Below are 21,822 nucleotides of genomic sequence, written 5' to 3' on the forward strand. Positions count from 1 at the left end.
CGGATGAATGCGACGGCACCCGCACGTTCCCGGCCTAGGGCAGCAGATGCAATTCGAAGATGCGGCGCACGGCCTGCGCTCCCCGCAGCGCACTTTCTGCCATCGCTTCGGGATGCCATACTTCAAACACGGGCTTCAGCGCGAGCTGTTGTTCGGCGCTCTGGCGCCGGCACTCGGCCAGTTCCCGCTGCCTTCGAGCTGGGCTTGCTCGATCTGCATCATCTTCGCGGCGGCCTGTTTCCGGCCTACCGGATCGCTGCCGCGCCCGACGCGCAATTTCGTTTCCTCGAACTTCAGGTGGATGGTGTCTAACGTGTCGCGCGGCCAGGCATCCAACGGCATCTCACGCGGATCACCCTGGAAACGGTAGCGGAAGTGGACGCTGATCCCTTTGTTGCTGTTGTGGACCTCCCGGAAAGGCTGTGCCGTCTCAGGATGCGGTCGTGTCGGCCAAGGTCAGCTTCAGGAGCATTGCTCCGCTGAAGATATGAAAACGTTTTTTCCCCACGATATTCCCCACAAACCAGACGTCACGGCCGGATTCCAGCCAGTGCCGAATCCAACATGCAAACACCTAAATTGTTGAATCCAAACGAACAGATGTTTGTAGGGCCTTATACGCTACGGGCAAATCTTTTCCACAGATTTTGTTCACAGCCCTGTGCAAAACATCTGGACATCGCCGCTAACCCACTGATCCCAAACGCGAACCGATTCGCTATCACGCAACTTGCACGTTTCGCGAGCAGCACGGCACTGCCCGACCGCCGCCGGCTTATCCACACAAAAAGTGGAAAAGTCTGTGCATACGCCCCACAACATCTGCCTCAGTGCGTTGATCGCAAAGCGAAATCACCCGTTGCATCGGCCGGAGCTTCAACGCGCAGAAAGCACGCATCCATCACGCAAAGCGGCCATAACCCTAAAGTTCAGATGAATCCATGCCGTTAATTCCTGACGTGGTGTTGGGTCTCGACAGACCCGTCTGCAAGGAGTCCCATGCGCAACAATCAACCCGTCACGCAGCAGGAATTCGACTATCCCGCTTCGCAGATGCTCGTCTCCGCGACCGATCTCAAAGGCCGCATCCAGTATTGCAATCCCGCGTTCATCGCGGTTTCCGGGTTCGCCAAGGAAGAGTTGATCGGCAAACCGCACAACCTCATCCGGCATCCCGACATGCCCGCCGAAGCGTTCGCCGATTTGTGGGAGAGCATTCGCGAGGGCCGCCCGTGGACAGCGCTCGTGAAGAACCGCCGCAAGTCCGGCGACCACTACTGGGTTCGCGCGAACGTCACGCCGGTGTCCGAGCAGGGCCAGGTCGTCGGTTATCTGAGCGTGCGCGTGAAGCCCACGCGCGACGAGATTCGCACGGCCGAAACGCTCTACGCGAAGATGCGCGAAGGCAATCTGCGCGGCGCGAAGCTGCGTCACGGCGCGCTCGTGCGCACAGGCTGGGTCGGCGCGCTGCAATCGCTGTTGCGCGTGCCGGTGGCCACGCGCATCGCCATCGGTTACGGCGGCGTCGCGGCCGTGTTCGCGGCGGCGGGCTGCATCGCCTGGCAAGGCTTGCCGCCGCTGCCGTTCTGGGGCGCGTTCGGCGCGGCGTGCGTCTGCGCGGTCGCCGCCTGGCGTCTCACCACGCGACATCTCGGCGCCCCGCTCGCCCAGATGTCGGCCATCTCGACGCGCATGGCCGCGGGCGATCTCACCGCCACGCTCGCGATCGCGTCGAACGACGATCTCGGCGACGTGCTCCAGGCGCTCAATCAGCTTCAAGCCAATCTCACGGCCATCGTCTACGACGTGCGCTCGCAGATCGACGGCATGCTGAACGCCGCGCATGAAATCTCCAGCGGCAATCTCGACCTCTCGCGCCGCACCGAATTGCAGGCCGCCTCGCTAGAGGAAACCGCCGCGACCATGGATCAGCTCACCACGACGGTGCAGGCCAACGCCGAAGCCAGCGCGCGCGCGCTCGACCTCGCGCGCGACGCGCAGGCGGCCGCCGCGGAGGGCGGCGCGATCGCGGGCCAGATGGAGCGCACGATGACGGGCATCACGCAAGCGTCGCAGCGCATCGCCGACATCACCGGCGTGATCGACGGCATTGCCTTCCAGACCAATATCCTCGCGCTCAATGCGGCCGTGGAAGCCGCGCGCGCGGGCGAGGCGGGCCGCTCGTTCGCCGTGGTGGCAAGCGAGGTGCGCATGCTCGCGCAGCGCTGCGCGGCATCGGCGAAGGAAATCAAGCAGGTGGTCGACGCGAGCGTGCAGGAAATCGCCGAAGGCACGCGTCTCGTCGGCAGCACGACTTCGCAAATGCGCTCCATCGACGAAGCCGTGAGCCGCGTTTCGTCGATCATCGTCGAAGTCGCGAACGCGAGCGGCGAGCAAGCCGAGGGCATCCGCCAGGTCAACCAGGCCGTCGCGCACCTCGACAGCGCCACGCAACAGAACGCCGCGCTCGTAGAGCAGGCGGCGGCCACGGCGCAGCGTCTCGCCGATCAGGCCGACGTGCTCGACGAAGCCGTGCGCCTTTTCACCGTCTCCGGCGCGCCGGCCTCGCCGCGAACGCGAACGCGAACGGCAAACGCCGCGCGGGCGGAACCCGCAAAATCGACGAAATCCGCGAAATCCGCCCATGCCTTCGCGGCCTGAGCGAACCCGCGTGGAGACCGCGAATTCCTCTGAAAGATCGGCGTAAGTCCCACCTCGACAGCCCGGCGCGCGGGCGGCACGATAACAACCGTCAGCGCCCAGCACCTGGACGCCGACCCGAGTAACAACGGCGTTTCAACGGCTCACCGGCCTGCCCGGGCGAGCCGTTTTTTCTTGGTGCGCCCGCCTGGCCGACGATGGTCTGACGCTGCTTTGCGTCACAACCATGACAGAGCCGTCGAACGCAACGCATTTCGCATGCAACGTTGCACCTCGCGCAAAATTGGGCCGGTGCGGCGGCGAGTCGCGTTACACTGGCTTGCCAGGGATGCGGCGCGGCCGTCCGGCAGTGTGCGTCTGCGCTCACTCATAAAAGACGCCGCGCGGCCGACCCCGTACAATGGTTCGACCACCAACGCAAGAGGACAACATCAATGCGCACGACCGGGTCTTCCGGGAACATGACCCTGCTCACCGAGCATGACGACGCTACCGGGCGCGAACTGCGTTCACTGCGCCTCGAATCGGCGGCCGACGGCAAATCTCTCCTGCTGATCGAAGTCGACGAGCGCAAGCCAGGCATTCACCGCGAAGTGCGTTACGAGATCACGCCCGCCGAACTGATCGCGGCCATTCGCGCACAAGGCGCCGAACTGCCGGGAGAATCGCACACGCGCTAAGGCGCGGGCAACCGTTACCGGCAAACCGTTCAGGCGCGCGCGCCCCGGTTTGCCTTCCCATTCGCACATTGGGCCGCGCCTCGCGCGCAGCCGGATGCACGCGTTTTCGCCTCTTCGCGAACGCCTTCGCGCCGGGCATCCAATCCGGCGCTTTTTCACGCGCTTCTTCGTGCGCTTCTTCGTGCGCTTCTTCGTGCGCGGCGCGTACGTTGGCGCACGCGCGCCGACGCGCTTGCACGCCTTCGAAATGCGTCCATAATCGTTACGTTAATCTTCCACTTTCTCTTGCCCTTTCCACGTCTGGATCGCTGGAAGTAAGCCGATGCTACATGACCTCATCGCGCGCTACGGGCCCGCGCTGGTGTTCGCGAATGTCCTCGCCGGATCGCTCGGGCTGCCCGTGCCCGCGATGCCCGCGCTCGTGCTGTTCGGCGCAATGGCGGCCATGCATCCCGGCCTCGTCGGCCAGCAGGTGGCGCCGGTGCTCGTGCTCGCCATCTTCGCCATGCTGATCGGCGACAGCGTGTGGTTTCTCGCCGGCCGGCTCTACGGCGGCGACACGCTCAAGACGCTCTGCAAGCTCTCGCTTTCGCGCGATACGTGCGTGAAGAAAACCGAGCGCTTTTTCGGCCGCTGGGGCGTGCGCGTGCTGGCCGTGGCCAAATTCGTGCCGGGCCTGTCGCTCGTTTCGGTGCCGCTCGCCGGCGCGATGGGCGTGCCGTATCGCCAGTTTCTGAGCTTCGACAGCATCGGCGCGGCGCTCTGGTCGGGCACGGGTCTGTTGATCGGCGTGATGTTCGCCCCGCAAATCGACATGCTGATGGCCGGCGCAAGCCGCCTCGGGCGCGGCGCGGCCGTGGTGGTGGTCGTGCTGCTGCTGCTCTACGCCGCGTACCGCTGGCAGCGCCGCCGCCAGCTCATCAAGAAGCTCGCGAACGCGCGCATCACCGTGGACGATCTTTATCGCGCGATGGACGGCAAGCCGCCGCCCGTGGTGTTCGACATCCGCTCCGAGGAAAAGCGCAAGCTCGATCCGTACATCATTCCGGGCGCGATCTTCGCCGACGAACGCCAGCTCGGCGAAATTCTCGGCAAGTATCCGCTCGATCAGAAGCTCGTGATCTACTGCTCGTGCCCCAATGAAATTTCCGCGGCGTGGATGGCGAAAAAGCTTGTCGAAGCCGGTTATGTCGACGTATTGCCGCTGCTCGGCGGTCTCGAGGCGTGGCGCGACGCCGGCCGCACGCTCGAATCGCTGCAAGTGCAGGCGCGCAACGAAGTCCCGGTCCACATCACGCCGAAAGCTGTCTGATCCGGGCCGCGCGCTCTCGCGGCGGCCCGCACGAGGAGAACCGCCAGATGGGCACGATCCCCGAATCCGAACTTGACGACATGGACGCGGCACCCGCCGCGAGCCAGCTTTCCGACACCCAGCCGCAACCGGCCGAAGCGCCGTTCTCGATGCTTTCCACGCGGCGCCATCAGATGTTCCCGCAGCTCACCGACGCCGAAATCGCGCGCCTCGCGCGCTTCGGCGAGCGCCGGCAATGGGCGGCGGGCGACATGCTGTTTCGCACCGGCGAAACCGGCCCCGGCATGTTCGTGCTGCTCTCCGGCTCCGTCAAGGTTTCGCAGCACGACGGCCTTGGCCGCGAGCGCCTCATCGTCGAACATGGGCGCGGCCATTTTCTCGCCGAAGTGGGTCAGCTCTCGGGCGGCCCCGCGCTCGTGGACGGCGTGGCGCTCGAACCCGTCGACGCCATTCTGATTCCGCCCGACCGCCTGCGCGCGGCCATCGTCGCCGAAGCCGAACTGGGCGAGCGCATCGTGCGCGCGCTGATCCTGCGCCGCGTCTCGCTGATCGAAAAGGGCGCGGGCGGCCCGATTCTCGTCGGCAAGCACAACGATCCGGCGCTGGTCTCGCTGCAAGGCTTTCTTTCGCGCAACGGTCATCCGTATTCGGTGCTCGACGAGCGCGACGAAAGCATGCTCAACGTAATCGAGCGCTTTGCCGCGCGCTGCGAGGACCTGCCGCTCGTGATCTGCCCCGACGGCTCCGTGCTGCGCCATCCCAGCTCGCCCGAACTCGCCACCTGCCTCGGCATCCTGCCCGAGCTGGACGGCGAGCGCGTCTACGACGTGGCCGTGGTGGGCGCGGGCCCGGCGGGTCTCGCCACCGCCGTCTACGCCGCCTCCGAGGGACTTTCGGTGATCGTGCTCGATTCGCGGGCGCCGGGCGGCCAGGCCGGCGCGAGTTCGCGCATCGAAAACTATCTCGGCTTTCCCACCGGCATTTCGGGCCAGGCGCTCGCGGGCCGCGCGTTCGTGCAGGCGCAGAAGTTCGGCGCGCACGTTGCGATTCCGGTTTCGGTGCGCGCGCTCCATTGCGACGAAATGCCGCGCCGCCTCGAAACGTGCAGCGGCGACGTGCGCGCCCACACGGTCGTGATCGCGAGCGGCGCGGTGTATCGGCGGCCCGCCATCGACGGACTCGACCGCTACACGGGGCGCGGCGTCTACTACTGGGCCTCGCCGGTCGAAGCGAAGCTGTGCAAGCACGAGAACGTCGTGCTCGTGGGCGGCGGCAATTCGGCGGGCCAGGCGATCGTGTATCTCTCCACGCACGCGCGCCAGATCGACGTGCTGATCCGCAAGACCGGTTTCGAATCGACGATGTCGCGGTATCTGATCGACCGCATTTCGTCGCTTGCCAACGTGAACGTACATCCGCGCACGGAGATCGGCGGGCTCGGCGAAGACGACGCGGGACTCGCTTCCGTGCGGCTGAAAATGCCCTGCCCGCAAGGCGTCGATCATTTCGACGCGCGCCATCTGTTTCTCTTCACCGGCGCGGAGCCGAACACGGGCTGGCTGCGCGAATGCGGCGTGTCGCTCGACGCGAACGGCTTCGTGCTCACCGGCGACGACGAATCGTGCAGCCTCTCGACTTCCGTGGACGGCGTGTATGCGATCGGCGACGCGCGCGCGGGTTCGACCAAGCGCGTCGCGGCGGCCGTGGGCGAAGGCGCGGCCGTGGTCGCGCAAATCCATCAGCGCCTGGAAACCATGCGGCCCGTTGCGGTGGCGGCGGGCGTCCATGCGTGAACGAGAGAGCGACGTCGATGCCGATGTCGATGGCAATGGCAATGCCGCTGCTTGCGCCGATGCCGCGCCGGGCACGCCTGCGAGCGCGCTTACGCTGCCGCTGAGCGCGGCGCGCGCATTGCATCTCGCCGCGCAAGGTCTGCTCGCGCCGCCGCGCCGCAAGGCCACGCAAGATGACGTGCTCGATGCGATCCGCCGCATGGGGCAATTGCAGATCGACACGATTCACGTGGTCGCGCGCAGCCCGTATTTCGTGCTGTTCAGCCGCGTGGGCGCGTTCGAGCCGCATTGGCTGGACGCGCTGCTTGCGCAAGGCAAGCTGTTCGAATACTGGTCGCACGAAGCGTGTTTCGTGCCGATCGAAGATTACGGGCTGCTGCGCCATCGCATGCTCGATCCTTCCGGCATGGGCTGGAAATACGCCGCCGCGTGGCACGCGCAGCATCGCGACGCAATCGACGCGCTGCTCACGCGCATTCGCGCGCAAGGCGCCGTGCGTTCCGCCGATTTCGCGCGCGCCGAAGGCAGCAAGGGCAGCGGCTGGTGGGACTGGAAGCCGGAGAAACGCCATCTGGAAGTGCTGTTCGCCACCGGCGCGCTGATGGTGGCCGAGCGGCGCAATTTTCAGCGTGTCTACGACGTGGCCGAGCGCGTGCTGCCCGGCTGGGACGACGCGCGCGACTTGCGGCCGCGCGAACACGCCGAACGCGAGTTGCTGCTTCGCACGTGCCGCGCGCTGGGCGTGGTTCGCGCCGATTGGGCCGCCGACTATTACCGCCTGCCGCGCCGCCCCTACACCGACGCATTGCACGCCCTCGCCGACGCGGGCGAACTCGTGCCGGTGCGCGTGGAAGGCTGGAAACCCGACGCGTTCGTGTACCGCGACCACGCGCCGCTCATCGAAGCCGCCGCGAACGGCGCGCTCGCATCGACAGTCACCACGCTGCTCTCGCCGTTCGACCCGGTGGTGTGGGACCGCAAACGCGCGGTAACGCTGTTCGACTTCGACTACGCCATCGAATGCTATACGCCGGCGGCTAAACGCAAATACGGCTACTTCGTTCTGCCGATCCTGAGCCGCGGCAAATTGATCGGACGCGCCGACGCCAAGGCGCATCGCACGCAAGCCATCTTCGAATTGAAATCGTTGTACCTGGAACCCGGCGTGCGCGTGAGCGGCCGCCTGGTAGCCGACTTGCGCCGGGCGCTGCAACGTTGCGCGAATTGGCACGGCACGCCGGAAATACGCATTGGCGCCGCGCCGGACGGCCTGGCGGCCGCCCTGCTCGAAGCGTAGTGCTGGCCGCTCAGCGCACGGCGGGACGCACTACGGAATGCCCTGCTCAGTGCTCGAGCTTCGAGCGCAGTTCGCGCGCGGCTTCGAGCAAACCTTCGTAACCGGAACGCGCATGCTCCGGCAGATCGGGGTCGCCCACGAGCGCGCCCAGCGTTTCCACGAGGCTATAAACGATCCCTCTCGCCGCGCCCGCCGCGATATTGCCCGACCGCACACCTTCGTCCACGTGCGTAAACGCCGCGTTCAAATGCTCGAAATCGGGTTGCGGCGCGCCTGTACCGGTCTTTTGAGCGTCCTGCTTTTGCGTGTCGTCACTCGACATGATGAAATCTATCCCCTTGCTGACAAGTCATCGAAAGAATCTTGCACCGCTTCTTTATATACCGATCGCGCGTGGGCGTCCAATCCGCCGCCCGCACGATCCCGTCGCGCTTCGCGCTCCCGAATCTTCTCACCTTTGCGTGCGCCGGGCCGCTTTGAGAGCACGCGGCGCGTTGCCGCCATGCGTGCGCTCATCGGCATGAATCGCAGAAAAACGCCTTGAAATCAGGGCTAATCGGCACGACGAGCCGTTTCGGCCGATACCGCTTTGCGCACTGAACGCCGCTGCGGCGCCGCTTCGTTTTCCGCTCCCGAAAATACTCACCCATGCGCGAGAAGCCGCCATTGCCCTCCGCGCGCAGTGAAGCCGCCATCCCTCTGCCGCTCACCATTCGATTGGCACAATGGCGATTTTTCCCTTGTTTTAGGGCATTTTTCGTGAAAATAGCCGATACGCCGCCGCGCCGGGCACGACGCAATGGTGCGCACGCATGAACTCGCATTCTCACTCCCGAAAAGGCTCACCTTAGCGCGAAGCCGTGGCCTGAACGATCGCGCGCATTGCGGTATCGTATGCACGATACCCACGCAAGGAGTCACGATGAGCTATGCCACCAACGCGCCCGCTCGCAAGGACATCGATGCGCTGAGCGGCGCTGCCGTCGTCGAGTTCGGCACCGACTGGTGCGGCTACTGCCAAGGCGCGCAACCCTTGATTGGCGCGGCTTTCGAGCAGAACCCGCATGTGCGCCGCATTCAGGTAGAGGACGGTCCGGGCCGCGTGCTCGGCCGTTCGTTTCGCGTCAAGCTCTGGCCCACGCTCATCTTTCTGCGCGACGGCGTGGAAGTCGCGCGCGTGGTGCGCCCGACCCGCGCCGCCGAATTGAACGACGCATTCGCCGCGCTTGGCTAACGCCCCGCGGCCTCCCGTAAAACCTCACCTTTGCCCTTCGGTCGCGCGCCGGCGCTTCATTCGAGGCCGGCGAGCAGATCGTCGATAGCGCGATACACGCGCTCCACCACCTCCGGCCCGACCTCTTCCTCCAGCAACGCGTAGCGCGCCTCCAGCTCCTTCGAAATCGCCTTCACGAGTTGATGACTCTTCTTCGTGAGCGTGACGAGCACGCGGCGCTGGTCGTCGGCGAAACGTGCTTTCGTCAGCAGCCCGAGCGCTTCCATGCGCGCGAGCACGCCCGCCATGCTCGGGCTCGAAATCGTGCAGATGTCCGAAATTTGCCGCGGCTCGAGCGGCCCGCTTTCGTTGAGCGCGCGAATCACGCGCCACTGCTGCTCCGTCAAACCGTGCGACGTAATCAGCGGACGAAAGCGCTCCATCATTTTTTCGCGCGCACGCAATAACAGCATCGGCAGATTGCGGTGCGCGACGCGTGTGCGCGGCGACGATGAATCGTGATCGGACATGGCGTGTTCGCAAAGCGAGCAAAAACGGCGCGCGCGGCGCGCCAGGGGAAACCCGAGAATCACGCTTCGCCGATTGACGACCGATCCGGGCAAGCGCAGTATCACTCACATATTAGTATTTTCGGTGAGCGAAGCCAACCCATGTTTTCCGTTGCCGATCATCTGCTGCATTTGCAAGGCGAAGCGCTGCCGCGCGATGTGGATGCTCGCGCCGCGCGCGCCTTGCTCGCTGCGGGCGTTGCATGCCGTGCGCCGGTAAACGGCGCGATTTACGGCACCTTGCTCAACGACCGTCACGCGCTCGCGGCGCTCGGCGAAGCGATGAACGCGCCGCCATACCAAACGCCGCCGCGCGCGCCCATTCTCTATGTGAAGCCGCGCAACACGCTCGCCGGCCATCGCGCACGCGTGATCGTGCCGGACAGCGAAGGCGTGCAAGTGGGCGCATCGCTCGGCATCGTGATGGGCCGCACGGCTTCGCGCGTCGCGCTGCGTGACGCGCTCGACTACGTGGCGGGCTACACGCTCGTTGCCGACTTGTGCGTGCCGCACGCAAGCGTCTATCGCCCTTCGGTGCGCTTTCGCGCGCGCGACAATTTCTGCGTGATCGGCCCCGCCGTGGTCGCACGCCGTCACGTGAGCGATCCCGGCAGTCTCGCGATTCGCGTCGATATCGAAGGCCGCGCCGCATTTCATGCCACCACGGCAACGTGCGTGCGCAACGTGGCCCAGTTGCTCGCCGATGTCACCGACTTCATGACGCTCGCACCCGGCGACGTGCTCACGCTCGGCGTGCCGCACGACACGCCCGTCGTTCGGGCGGGCGAACGCGCAACGCTCGCCATTGCGGACTGGCCCGCGCTCGATATCGCGTTCATCGCACAAGGAGCCGCAGCATGATGCGCGCGCGCGTGGCCTATGCAGGCGCCATTCACGAAGCCACGCCGCATGACGGCCAAGTGCGTCTCGCCGACGGCCGCGTGCGCGAAGAACACGAAGTGGTTTGGCTCGCGCCGTTCGAGCCCGGCACGATCTTCGCGCTCGGCCTCAATTACGCGGAACACGCGAAAGAACTGCAATTCTCGAAGCAGGAAGAACCGCTCGTGTTTCTCAAGGGACCGGGCAGCGTGATCGGCCATCGCGGCACGACGCGCCGCCCCGCGGACGCCGCGTTCATGCACTACGAGTGCGAACTTGCCGTGGTGATCGGCCGCGCCGCGCGGCACGTTTCCCGCGAAGCCGCAATGCATTACGTGGCGGGTTATACGATCGCCAACGACTACGCGATTCGCGACTACCTGGAGAATTACTATCGCCCGAATCTGCGGGTGAAGAATCGCGACGGCGGCACCGTGCTCGGGCCATGGTTCGTCGACGCCGCCGACATCGCCAATGTGAGCGCGCTCGAATTGCGCACCTACGTGAACGGCGAATTGAAGCAGCGCGGCAACACGCGCGATCTCGTCACGGGTATCGCCGAACTCATCGAATACCTGAGCGGTTTCATGACGCTCGCGCCCGGCGACGTCATTCTCACCGGCACACCGGAAGGCGTCGTGAACGTGAATGCGGGCGACGAAGTGGCCTGCGAAATCGACGGACTCGGCCGCCTCGCCAACACGCTCGCGAGCGATGCCGAATTCGGACGATAACCGGCCACGCTTTTTTCGAGGATTAGTTAGTTATGCGAATCGAACATCTTATCGACGGACGCTCGCACGCCGGGCGCGATTACTTCGAAACCGTGAATCCGGCGAACCAGGACGTACTTGCCGAAGTCGCGCGCGGCGGCGCGGAAGAAGTCGACCTTGCAGTGGGCGCCGCGAAAGCGGCCTTTCCGGCGTGGGCCGCGAAGCCCGCCGCCGAACGCGCCAAGGTCATTCGCAAGCTCGGCGAATTGATCGCGAAGAACGTGCCGGAAATCGCCCAGACGGAAACGCGGGACACGGGTCAAACCATTTCGCAAACCGGCAAGCAGCTCGTGCCGCGCGCCGCCGACAATTTCAGCTATTTCGCGGAAGTTTGCACGGCGGTGGACGGCCACACGTATCCCACTTCCACGCATCTGAACTACACGCTGTTTCATCCCGTGGGCGTGTGCGCGCTCATTTCGCCGTGGAATGTGCCGTTCATGACGGCAACGTGGAAAGTCGCCCCGTGCCTCGCGTTCGGCAATACGGCCGTGTTGAAGATGAGCGAACTTTCGCCGCTCACGGCGTCCATGCTCGGCCAGCTCGCGCTCGAAGCGGGCATTCCCGCAGGCGTGCTCAACGTCGTGCATGGCTACGGCAAGGAAGCGGGCGAGCCGCTCGTGGCGCACCCCGACGTGCGCGCTGTTTCCTTCACGGGGTCGACGGCAACAGGCAATCGCATCGTGCAGGCCGCGGGCCTCAAGAAGTTTTCGATGGAACTCGGCGGCAAGTCGCCCTTCGTGATTTTCGATGACGCCGACTTCGAGCGCGCACTCGACGCCGCCGTGTTCATGATCTTTTCCAACAACGGCGAACGCTGCACCGCAGGCTCGCGCATCCTCGTGCAACGCGCGATCTACGCGAAGTTCGCGGAACGCTTTATCGAGCGCGCAAAGCGCATTCGCGTGGGCGATCCGCTCGACGAAAGCACGATCGTCGGGCCGATGGTCAGCCAGGCGCATCTCGCGAAAGTACGCAGCTATATCGAACTCGGGCCAAAGGAAGGTGCGACGCTCGCATGCGGCGGACCCGAAGTGCCCGGGTTGCCCGAGGCCTTGAAAAAGGGCAATTTCGTGCAGCCCACGGTTTTCGTCGATGTCGACAACCGCATGCGCATCGCGCAGGAAGAAATCTTCGGGCCGGTCGCTTGCCTGATTCCGTTCGACGACGAAGCCGACGCCATTCGTCTTTCCAACGACATCGCCTACGGCTTGTCGAGTTACGTGTGGACCGAAAACGCGGGACGCGCGCTGCGCGTGGCAGCCGCGATAGAAGCCGGCATGTGCTTCGTGAACAGCCAGAACGTGCGCGATCTGCGTCAGCCGTTTGGCGGCACGAAGGCGTCGGGCGTGGGGCGCGAAGGCGGCACGTGGAGCTACGAGGTCTTTCTCGAACCGAAGAACGTGTGCGTTTCGCTGGGTTCGCATCACATTCCGCATTGGGGCGTTTAAGGCGCACGCGCCGAAGGAACCGACATGGGAAAGCTCGCGCTCGCGGCGAAAGTCACGCACGTCCCCTCGCTTTATCTTTCCGAACTCGACGGGCCGCACAAGGGCTGCCGCCAGGCCGCCATCGACGGTCATCATGAAATCGGCAAACGTTGCCGCGAATTGGGCGTGGACACGATCGTGGTATTCGACGTGCATTGGCTCGTGAACAGCGAATATCACATCAATTGCGCACCACGTTTTGAAGGCGTTTATACGAGCAACGAGTTGCCGCATTTCATCAGGAACATGGCGTACGCGTATCCCGGCAATCCGCCGCTCGGTCATTTGATTGCCGATGTCGCCAACGACATGGGCGTAAAAACGCGCGCGCATAGCGAAACCACGCTCGACCTCGAATACGGCACGCTCGTGCCCATGCGCTACATGAACGCCGATCAGCACTTTCGCGCGGTTTCGGTGGCGGGCTGGTGCATGTGGCACGACCTCGAAACGAGCGCGCGTTTCGGGCGCGCGGTGCGTCGTGCGATCGAGGAGCGATATGACGGCACAGTGGCCATTCTTGCGAGCGGATCGCTGAGTCATCACTTCGCGAACAACGGCACGGCGGAACAATTCATGCACAAGGTGTGGAACCCGTTTCTCGAAACGACCGACCGCAACGTGGTGGCGATGTGGGAACGCGGCGACTGGAACACCTTCTGCAACATGCTGCCGATGTACAACGAAAAATGCTGGGGCGAAGGCGGCATGCACGACACGGCCATGCTGCTCGGCGCGCTCGGCTGGGACCGCTACGAAGGCCGTGCGGAAGTAGTCACGCCTTACTTCGGCAGTTCGGGTACGGGCCAGATCAACGCGATCTTGCCGGTCACGCCGCTGCCGGCTTGAATGGAGCACGCCATGCTCGATCCACAAACCATTCGCGCACTCGCCGCGCAACTCGACGAAGCCGAGCGCACGCGCACGCAATTGCGCCACTTCTCGCGCGCGCACCCCGCCATGACCATCGACGACGGTTACGCTATTCAGCGCGAATGGGTCAAGCTCAAGCTCGCGGCGGGCCACACCATCAAGGGGCGCAAGATCGGCCTCACCTCGCGGGCGATGCAACGCGCCTCGCAAATCGACGAACCCGACTACGCGCCGCTGCTCGACAGCATGTTTATCGAAGCGGGAAGCGCCATTCGCGCAGACCGCTTTATCGCGCCGCGCGTGGAAGTCGAACTGGCGTTCGTGCTGAATCGCGCGCTGCAAGGGCCCAACGTCACGCTGTTCGACGTGCTGGATGCAACCGCTTACGTCACGCCCGCGATCGAAATCATCGACGCGCGCATCGAGCAATTCGACCGCGAGACCAAAGCGCCGCGCAAGGTGTTCGATACGATCTCGGACTTCGCGGCCAACGCGGGCATCGTGCCGGGCGGCAGGCCAGTGAAGCCGAACGACGTGGACTTGCGCTGGGTTGGCGCGCTACTCTTCAAGAACGGCGCGGTGGAAGAAAGCGGTCTGGCCGCTGCCGTGCTCAACCATCCGGCCACCGGCGTGGCGTGGCTCGCGAACAAGATCGCACGGCATGAGGAGCGCCTGGAAGCGGGCGACATCATTCTGAGCGGCTCGTTCACCGCGCCTGTCGCCGCGCGCGCAGGCGACACTTTCCACGCCGACTACGGTCCGCTCGGCGGTATCGGCTTCACGTTCATTTGATTCGGATTCCGTAACGATGACCGCAATCGCCAATCCATTTAAGCGCGCGCTCGCGCAGCATCGCACCCAAATCGGCTTGTGGGCGGCGCTCGCCGATGCGTACGTCACCGAGCTGCTCGCGACCACGGGCTTCGACTGGCTGTTGATAGACGGCGAGCACGCGCCCAACGACTTGCGAAGCACGCTCGCGCAATTGCAGGCCGTAGCGCCTCATCCCACGCATCCGATCGTGCGCCCGGTGCGCAACGACGCGGCAATCATCAAGCAATTGCTCGATATCGGCGCTCAAACGCTACTCGTGCCGATGATCGAAAACGCCGGCGAAGCGCGCGCCGCAGTGGCGGCCACGCGTTATCCGCCGCACGGCGTTCGCGGCGTCGGCAGCGCGCTCGCGCGCGCCTCGCGCTGGAACGGTTCGGCGGATTATCTGCATCACGCCGCCAGCGAACTATGCGTGCTCGTGCAAGTGGAAAGCGTTCATGCCCTCGCGCAACTCGATGCCATCGCGAGCGTGGAAGGCGTGGACGGCGTGTTCTTCGGGCCCGCGGATTTGAGCGCTTCGATGGGCCTGCTCGGTCAGCCCGCGTCGCCGCGCGTGCGCGAGGCCATCTGCAAGGGCATGCGTGCGGTGCGCGCGCAAGGCAAAGGCGCGGGCGTGCTCGCCGCCGATCCGGCTATCGCAACGGAATACATCGAAGCGGGCGCGACGTTCGTGGCCGTGGGCAGCGACGTTGCCTTGCTGGCGCGCGGCGCCGGTGAACTGGCGGCGAAATTCCGCCAGCCTTAGTTGCTTTCCTTAGTCGTTTTCGTTTCCGTTGCCGCTCGCCACCAGCTTTTCGAACACGCTGTCGAGCACTTCGCGCTCGTGATCGGTGAGCGTGGCGAGAATCGCTTCGTTGGTCGCTTTTGAAAGCGTCGCCGCGCGGCGGTACACATTGCGCCCTTGCGTGGTGAGCGCGACCAGCACGCCACGCGCGTCGGCTTCGTTCGAGGTTTTCGCCAACATGCCTTTACGTTCGAGCACGTCGGTTGCGCGGCTCGCCTGACTGCGGTCGAGGTTCGACATGCGCCCGAGATCCGACACCGAAAGCGGCCCGAAAGCGCCCACCGTCAGCAGCAAGCGCGCCTCCGTGAGCGAGAGTGAAAGCGATGCGGCGAACGCTTCGTTCATCGCGCGATCGGTCTGCTTTTTGAGCACGTGCAGCCGGTACGTGAACAACGCTTCGATGGTGTGCTTCCCCGTCATGCTTCTTTCCGCCCTTATCTTCGCCTTGCCGCGTATGGCGGCCACAGCGTAAGCATAGCATCGCCCAAGTCCCTTTATTCAGGCGTTCCGTGCAAAATTTGATGCTTGCACACGCATTTATTTGGGCATACGATCGACGTCGTTGGAGCGATAAAACGAGGAGACGAACATGAATGCAAACATGCGCCGCCCCACGTGGTGCGAGGCGGCGGAATGGGAAGCGCGCGTGCAGCTTGCGGCGGTGTATCGCGTGTTTCATTTGATGGGCTGGACGGAACTGATCTTCAATCACATCACGCTGCGCGTGCCCGGCCCGCACAAGCATTTCCTCATCAATCCGTTCGGTCTGACGTATGACGAGATCAAAGCATCCAATCTCGTGAAGGTCGATCTCGATGGGCGCATTCTGGGTTCGAGCGACTATCCGATCAATCCCGCCGGCTTCGTGATTCACAGTGCGATTCATGCGAACGTGGACGACGCGCACTGCGTCATGCACACGCACACCACTTCGGGGCTTGCGGTGGCGTGCATGGAAAACGGCCTGTCGTACACCAACTTCTACGCCGCGCAATTGCACGACATGGTGGCGTATCACGACTTCGAAGGCATTACCGTGCATGACGAGGAAAAATCGCGCATCCTCAAGTCGATGGGAGACAAACGCCTGCTGATACTGCGCAACCACGGCTTGCTGGCACATGGCGTGACGCTCGCCCACGCCTTCGCGCTGCTGTGGACGCTCAATCGCGCGTGCGAAATTCAGGTGCTCACAGAGTCGATGCGCGGCCAGCCGCTGCCGATCCCGTCGGCCGTCACGGAACGCGCCACGCGCGATTCCTTGCAGTTCTCGCCCGAACACGGCGCAGGCCAGAACGTGCTGGACGCACTGATTCGCCGCGCCGCGCGCATCGACCCTTCGTACCAGGAGTAATACATTGAGTACACCGAAGCAAAAAATCGCCGTCGTGGGCGGCGGCGCGATTGGCGGCTTGATCGCGGCGCGGCTCGCGCGAGCGGGCGTGGCGGTCGATCTCGTCGCACGCGGCGCGCATCTCGAAGCGATTCGCCGCGCCGGCCTTACCGTCGTCGAAGGCGATACGCATTACACGCAAGCCGTGCGCGCCACGGACGCGCCCGCTTCGCTCGGTGTGCAGGATATCGTTTTCGTTTGCCTCAAGGGGCAAGCGCTCGTGCAGTCGGCGGCATCGTTCGCGCCGCTCGTCGGGCCGCATACGCATATCGTTTCGGCGATGAACGGCGTGCCGTGGTGGTTTCTGCGCGCGTTCGGCGAGGCCCACGCGCATACGCCGCTCGAAGCCGTCGATCCCGGCGGCGTGGTCTCGCGTGCGCTGCCGCCCGCACAGGCTTCAGGTTGCGTCGTGCATTTGTCCTCGTCGATTGCGGAGCCGGGCGTGATTCGCAAAGGCAACGGCAATGGGCTGATCGTCGGTGAAGGTTCGGCGCGGATGGCCGCACGCGCGCAGGAAGCGCGCGAACTGCTTGCGCACGCGGGCTTCGACGTCACGCCGGGCAAGCCCATTCACGCCGACATCTGGGCGAAGCTCTGGGGCAACATGACCATGAACCCGATCAGCGCGCTTACGCGTTCGACCGCCGACGTGATTCTGGACGACCCGCTCACGCTGGGCCTCGTCAGCACGATCATGGCGGAGGCGCGCACGATCGGCGAAACGCTCGGCATCAAGCTTGAGATGACGATCGAGCAACGTCACGCGATCACGCGCAAGCTGGGCGCGTTCAAGACTTCCATGCTACAAGACGTGGAGGCAGGACGCACGCTCGAAGTCGAGGCGCTGCTGGGCGCGCCTTACGAACTCGCGCGGCGGCTGGGCGTGGCCGCGCCTTCGCTCGGCATGTTGTACGGACTCGCGCGCCAGCTCGACGCGAATCTCGAAGCGGCGCGGCGCCAGCGTTAATCTTCGAGCGGCTTGCCCGTCGAATCGCGAATGAACGGCAACGCGAGACACGAAAGCGCAACGGAGGCTACTCGACGGCCGGGTTCGGGCCGTTAGCGGTGGCCGCGGCCCGGCGATGGTGGAGGATCGCGCAACGGCAGCATTGGGCGAGGCGCGCACGCCACTGATCAAACCCGTGGCAGGGTTTGCCCCGTTACGAGCAGCGCGGCTGCGCGGTGAATCGCACGGCGAACGCGAAACCGGCATACTGGAACGCTTCATTCCGACGCCAACGGCCGTACGGCCGCTTCGATATAGGGGCGCGAGCGTAAGCCGGATTGCCGGAACCACGCGCCCGCTGCGCGCGGTACGAAAATTGCGGCAGTGCCGCAAACCTTCGGACGAATGCGCCGACCCGCCCGCGCACGGGCTGCCGATCGGCGACCGATGACCGTGACCGTCGGCGGCCACAATGGCGACGACGGCCTCGTTCGCCGCGTTTCGCGCCTATGACGTTCGGCTGACTTTTTCCGCCGCCACTATCGGTCGATGATGTTCTCGACCCATACGCCCATGCCAAGGATGTCTCTTTCTCTATTTTTCCGTTCACGTCTGAATAATCTGCTCGCCGCACTGGCGTGCGCCACGTTCGCGCTCGGCGCTTCGGGCACGGCGCAAGCCGCGTCGGCGGCGGCCACGCTCACCGCCGCGATGGCGCCGGGTTCGCCCGCGCCGCACGCGGCGTCCGCCACGCACGCGCCCAATCCCGCCGCGCCGGTCGTGCTCACGCCAAACCAGGCGCAGTCGGCGTTGCAGGTGCTCAACGATCCCGTCCAGCGCGCGCATGTAGAAGACACGCTGCGCGCAATCGCCGCCGCGGGCGCGTTGGCCACGCCCGCCTCGGGCGCCGCCCCCGCGAGCACGCCGGCCGGCGCTTCCGCGAGCGCTTCGGCGGCCACGGCGGCTTCCACGCCGCTCGCGGGCGCGCTGCGCTCGAACGGTCTTGTCGTGCAGATCGCCAATCACGCCGCGCATGGCGCACGCATGATCGGCCGTCACTTGCAGCGCACCTTGGCGGCGCTGCTCGGCATCTGGTCCGCGCGCGACTGGTGGCAAGCGCATTTGAGCACGCCCGAAGGCCAAACGCTGCTGCTGAACCTGCTGCGCGTGCTGCTCATCACGCTCGTGCCCGCGCTCGCCATCGGCATGGGATTGTGGCGTGCGCTCGGCAAGCCGCAGCGCGCCATCGCCGCGCATCAGGCGGCCAAGCAAGCCAAGCCGCCGCCCGGCCCGCAAGCCGGCGGCGTGCCCACGCCGCAGCCGCAATCGCCCGAAGCCACCGGCACGAGCGTCGCGCTCGCGGCCGAGGCGCGCGGAGAATCCACGACCGAAGCCGCGAAGAAGGCGGAAGCCCAAGCGAAGGCAGAAGCCAAGGCGCAGGCGCAAGACGGCGCGCTGCGCGAAGCCGCCGGCATGGAACCCGCCGACAACGCCGCGAAGGCCGACGGCGACCCCAACGCCGGCCCGAACGCCAACGCAAGCGCCAACGCGGCCGCGCGCGCGACCGTGGCGGCCGTTGCCGCCGAGGACCATCAGGACGCGTTCCCCAAAACGCCCGCCGCCCTCGCGCGCGAGGCGTACCACCAACTGCGCGGCGCGCATCACTGGCGCCTGTTGCAGCGCCTGCCGGCCGCGCTGCTCGTGCTGGCGCTCGACGCCATTCCCGTCATCGCGTTCGGTTTGTGCGCGGCGGGCGTGCTATCGCTTTTCGGTCCCGAAGATGCGGCGCCCGCTGAAGCCGTCGGCGATATCGTCGATACGCTGGTGGTGTCGGGCGCGGTGCTCATCGTCGGCAAGCTCCTGTTCGCGCCCGGCGCCGCCTCGCTGCGTCTCGTGCCGCTTTCCGACGACTGGGCCGCCTACGCCCAGCGCTGGCTCATGCGCATCGTCGCGATCGGCATCGTGGGCGGCGTGCTCGCGGCCGCCGTGCCGCTCGGCATGACCGAGGAAGCGCATCTCGCGCTCGTGAAGATCATCACGCTGATCGGGCATCTCGCGCTCGCCGTGATGATCCTGCAATTGCGCAAGCCGGTCGCCGACGCCATGCACAGCGCCGCCGCGCGCCACGGTTCGTTCGCGTGGTTCATGCAGTGGTTCGCCGACATCTGGGCCTTCGCGGCGCTGTTCGTCGTGCTCGCGTTGTGGTTCGTCTGGGCGCTCGACCTGCAAGGCGGTTACACCGAACTGCTGCGCGCGGGCGGCATTTCGCTCGTCGTTCTGCTCGCGGCGCGCGTGAGCGCGATCGTGCTGCTCGGCGCGCTGAGCCGCGTGTTCGGCCTGCGCGAGGGCAACGGCAACATGACGTTCGCGCAACGGCGCGCGTATCGCTATTACCCGGCGCTGCGGCGCATCTTCATCGCCGCGATCTGGATCGTCACGATCGACGTGCTGATGCACACCTGGGGCCTGCGCCCCGCCCGCCTGCTCGCGCTCGCGCCCATCGGCCACCTGCTCGGCTCGGCGCTGCTGACGATCGCCATCGCCATCGTGGTGGCCATCGCGATCTGGGAGTTCGCGAACGGCGCGGCCGAACGGCGCCTCAACGCCTGGACCGACGCGGGCGATTTCGTGCGCGCGGCACGCCTGCGCACGCTGCTGCCGATGTTCCGCACCACGCTGCTCGTGTCGATTCTCGTCGTGGTCGGCCTGACCGCGCTTTCGCAACTCGGCGTGAACACCGCGCCGCTGATCGCGGGCGCGAGTATCTTCGGCGTGGCGCTCGGCTTCGGCTCGCAAAAGCTCGTGCAGGATTTCATCACGGGCATCTTTCTGCTCACCGAAAACGCCATGCAGGTCGGCGACTGGGTGACGGTCGCGGGCGTGTCGGGCACGGTGGAGTTTCTGTCGATTCGCACGGTGCGTTTGCGCGGCGGCGACGGCTCGCTCTACACGGTGCCGTTCAGCTCGGTGACCACGGTGAACAACACGAATCGCGGCATCGGCAATGCGGCGGTGAAGGTCGTCATCTCGCACGGCGAGGATCTCGAACGCGCCATCGACACGCTCAAGCAGATCGGCGCGGAACTGCGCCAGGAAGATGCGTTCAAGAACGGCATTCTCAGCGACTTCGCGTATTGGGGCGTGGATGCCGTGGATGGCGCGAGCGTCACGCTCGTCGGCCAGATCCAGTGCAAGGACTCGGCGCGCTGGGGCGTGCAGCGCGAGTTCAACCGCCGCGTGCTGGTGCGCTTCACGGAACGCGGCATCGCGCTCGCCAATCCGCAGCGCAACTTCGTGATCGGCATGGGCCGCGACAGCGACGTCGAAGGCACGGAATACGGCAGCCTTCCCGACGACGACGAATCGCGCGAAGCCGCGCCCGGCGACGAACGCGCCGCACCGCGCAGTCCCGCCAAACCGCGCAACGGCCGCAGCGCCGCCGACGACGGTCGCGACAAGCCGAGCGGCAAACCCAACTAGCGCAGCCCATGAAGCCGGTGCGCCGTTGTCGCGCACCGGCCTCACCTTGCCGCACGCTACGGCAATCTCCCGAAAAACCTCACCTCAAGCGCCGCGCGAGTGAAAGACCGCCGCGCGTATCGCGTCATGTTTCCCGTGCAATCAAGGAGATGCGCGCTTTACGGTTAGCGAGATGCGTGCGCAGGCCAGCGCTCCCGAACAAGCTCACCTTTCGCGCGCCACGCGGCGAGCAACGCGAACGGCGGTGCAAGCGATCGACGCAAAAAACAAAAAGCCGGGCGACGCATCGACCCGGCTTCTTTGCGCATTCGGCGATGCGCTTACGCTTCGACGTCTTCGAGACTGAAGATTTCGGTCTGGTCGTTGTACGAAAACACTTCGCCGTAACGCGCCCAGTCGATCACCGTGTCGAGTGTTTCCTCGGCGGCGACGTCCGAAAGCACGTCCTCGAGTTCCTGCTCGAAGCGCACGCGCGGCGCGCGATGGCCCGGCCGCTCGTCGAGCACCTTCTTGATTCGCGCCGCGAGCGGCACGTTGCGCAGCAGATGGTCGGCGAACATGAGCTTGCGCGCCTGCGTGCCCATTTCGGCGAACACGCGCGCGGGCGGCGTGAGCAGCACGTCGCCTTCGCGCACGTCGGCGAAACCAAGCTGCTGAAGCATTTCGACGATCGGGAACAGATCGTCCACTTCCAGATGCAGCGAGCGCGCGATTTCCGGCATGTCGGCGCGGCCGTGGTACGGCGCGGCAGCGAGCGTTTCGATCAAACCGGCCATGATGTTGGTCGATACGCCGGGCAAGCGGCTGCTGACTTCGAGGCGGCGCTGCGTGGCCTCGGCGGCTTC

20 protein-coding genes are annotated in these 21,822 nt (G+C 65.4%); 15 read left to right on the top strand and 5 right to left on the bottom strand.

What is annotated here, in order from left to right; translation table 11 throughout:
• Positions 1-135: 135 nt before the first annotated feature.
• A complete protein-coding gene (locus U5805_RS30680) occupies positions 136-336 on the bottom strand; it encodes a hypothetical protein (RefSeq protein WP_322107250.1) in 201 nt (66 codons plus the stop codon).
• 663 nt (positions 337-999) lie between these two features.
• Here U5805_RS30680 and U5805_RS30685 point away from each other — a divergent pair.
• The 5 genes from U5805_RS30685 to U5805_RS30705 all read left to right on the top strand — a co-directional run bounded on the left by U5805_RS30685 (position 1,000) and on the right by U5805_RS30705 (position 7,743).
• Entirely contained in the window at positions 1,000-2,661 is a 1,662-nt protein-coding gene (locus U5805_RS30685) for a methyl-accepting chemotaxis protein (RefSeq protein WP_322107251.1), read from the top strand.
• Positions 2,662-3,095: 434 nt separating this feature from the next.
• Positions 3,096-3,341, top strand: a complete 246-nt coding sequence (locus U5805_RS30690) for a hypothetical protein (protein WP_092005080.1) — start codon at positions 3,096-3,098, stop codon at positions 3,339-3,341.
• Positions 3,342-3,663: 322 nt separating this feature from the next.
• A complete protein-coding gene (locus U5805_RS30695) occupies positions 3,664-4,653 on the top strand; it encodes a DedA family protein/thiosulfate sulfurtransferase GlpE (protein ID WP_322107252.1) in 990 nt (329 codons plus the stop codon).
• A gap of 80 nt (positions 4,654-4,733) precedes the next feature.
• A complete protein-coding gene (locus U5805_RS30700) occupies positions 4,734-6,446 on the top strand; it encodes an FAD-dependent oxidoreductase (protein ID WP_322107268.1) in 1,713 nt (570 codons plus the stop codon).
• Positions 6,439-7,743: a winged helix-turn-helix domain-containing protein gene (locus U5805_RS30705; protein WP_322107253.1), complete on the top strand. Its 1,305-nt coding sequence runs from the start codon at positions 6,439-6,441 to the stop codon at positions 7,741-7,743. Before U5805_RS30700 ends, U5805_RS30705 begins: the two co-directional genes overlap by 8 nt.
• Positions 7,744-7,789: 46 nt before the next feature.
• Here U5805_RS30705 and U5805_RS30710 read toward each other — a convergent pair whose 3' ends face one another.
• Positions 7,790-8,065: a hypothetical protein gene (locus U5805_RS30710; protein ID WP_322107254.1), complete on the bottom strand. Its 276-nt coding sequence runs from the start codon at positions 8,063-8,065 to the stop codon at positions 7,790-7,792.
• A gap of 600 nt (positions 8,066-8,665) precedes the next feature.
• Between U5805_RS30710 and U5805_RS30715 the strand changes: the two genes are divergently transcribed.
• Complete coding sequence (locus U5805_RS30715; protein ID WP_322107255.1) at positions 8,666-8,977, top strand: thioredoxin family protein; 312 nt, start codon at positions 8,666-8,668, stop codon at positions 8,975-8,977.
• 56 nt (positions 8,978-9,033) lie between these two features.
• Here the strand turns inward: U5805_RS30715 and hpaR are convergent, their stop codons facing one another.
• The gene (hpaR, locus tag U5805_RS30720; RefSeq protein ID WP_322107269.1) at positions 9,034-9,429 is read right to left on the bottom strand and encodes a homoprotocatechuate degradation operon regulator HpaR; all 396 of its coding nucleotides are present in this window, start codon (positions 9,427-9,429) and stop codon (positions 9,034-9,036) included.
• Positions 9,430-9,627: 198 nt separating this feature from the next.
• On the opposite strand from hpaR, the gene U5805_RS30725 reads away from it, so the two are divergent.
• The 6 genes from U5805_RS30725 to hpaI are packed head-to-tail and all read left to right on the top strand — an operon-like array spanning position 9,628 to position 15,119.
• Positions 9,628-10,386: a fumarylacetoacetate hydrolase family protein gene (locus U5805_RS30725; RefSeq protein WP_322107256.1), complete on the top strand. Its 759-nt coding sequence runs from the start codon at positions 9,628-9,630 to the stop codon at positions 10,384-10,386.
• Complete coding sequence (locus U5805_RS30730) at positions 10,383-11,138, top strand: fumarylacetoacetate hydrolase family protein (RefSeq protein WP_322107257.1); 756 nt, start codon at positions 10,383-10,385, stop codon at positions 11,136-11,138. Before U5805_RS30725 ends, U5805_RS30730 begins: the two co-directional genes overlap by 4 nt.
• A 32-nt stretch (positions 11,139-11,170) precedes the next feature.
• Positions 11,171-12,628 (top strand): 5-carboxymethyl-2-hydroxymuconate semialdehyde dehydrogenase, encoded by a 1,458-nt coding sequence (hpaE, locus tag U5805_RS30735; protein WP_322107258.1) that lies wholly within the window; start codon positions 11,171-11,173, stop codon positions 12,626-12,628.
• Positions 12,629-12,652: 24 nt separating this feature from the next.
• Complete coding sequence (gene hpaD, locus U5805_RS30740) at positions 12,653-13,516, top strand: 3,4-dihydroxyphenylacetate 2,3-dioxygenase (protein WP_322107259.1); 864 nt, start codon at positions 12,653-12,655, stop codon at positions 13,514-13,516.
• A gap of 12 nt (positions 13,517-13,528) precedes the next feature.
• Positions 13,529-14,332: a 2-oxo-hept-4-ene-1,7-dioate hydratase gene (hpaH, locus tag U5805_RS30745; RefSeq protein WP_322107260.1), complete on the top strand. Its 804-nt coding sequence runs from the start codon at positions 13,529-13,531 to the stop codon at positions 14,330-14,332.
• Positions 14,333-14,348: 16 nt separating this feature from the next.
• Positions 14,349-15,119, top strand: coding sequence for a 4-hydroxy-2-oxoheptanedioate aldolase (hpaI, locus tag U5805_RS30750; RefSeq protein ID WP_322107262.1), 771 nt, complete (start codon positions 14,349-14,351; stop codon positions 15,117-15,119).
• A gap of 9 nt (positions 15,120-15,128) precedes the next feature.
• Here hpaI and U5805_RS30755 read toward each other — a convergent pair whose 3' ends face one another.
• Positions 15,129-15,578, bottom strand: coding sequence for a MarR family winged helix-turn-helix transcriptional regulator (locus U5805_RS30755; RefSeq protein WP_322107263.1), 450 nt, complete (start codon positions 15,576-15,578; stop codon positions 15,129-15,131).
• Positions 15,579-15,747: 169 nt separating this feature from the next.
• On the opposite strand from U5805_RS30755, the gene U5805_RS30760 reads away from it, so the two are divergent.
• From U5805_RS30760 to U5805_RS30770, 3 genes are all read left to right on the top strand, one after another.
• Entirely contained in the window at positions 15,748-16,512 is a 765-nt protein-coding gene (locus U5805_RS30760; protein WP_322107264.1) for a class II aldolase/adducin family protein, read from the top strand.
• 4 nt (positions 16,513-16,516) lie between these two features.
• Entirely contained in the window at positions 16,517-17,518 is a 1,002-nt protein-coding gene (locus U5805_RS30765) for a 2-dehydropantoate 2-reductase (RefSeq protein ID WP_322107265.1), read from the top strand.
• 561 nt (positions 17,519-18,079) lie between these two features.
• On the top strand, positions 18,080-20,977 hold the full coding sequence (locus U5805_RS30770; RefSeq protein ID WP_322107266.1) for a mechanosensitive ion channel family protein: 2,898 nt from the start codon (positions 18,080-18,082) through the stop codon (positions 20,975-20,977).
• A gap of 320 nt (positions 20,978-21,297) precedes the next feature.
• Here U5805_RS30770 and U5805_RS30775 read toward each other — a convergent pair.
• Positions 21,298-21,822, bottom strand: a 525-nt coding sequence (locus U5805_RS30775) for an AAA-associated domain-containing protein (protein ID WP_322107267.1), incomplete at its 5' end; no start/stop codon positions are given.

Origin of the sequence: Paraburkholderia sp. J41, assembly GCF_905220235.1 — a bacterium.
GTDB lineage: Bacteria > Pseudomonadota > Gammaproteobacteria > Burkholderiales > Burkholderiaceae > Paraburkholderia.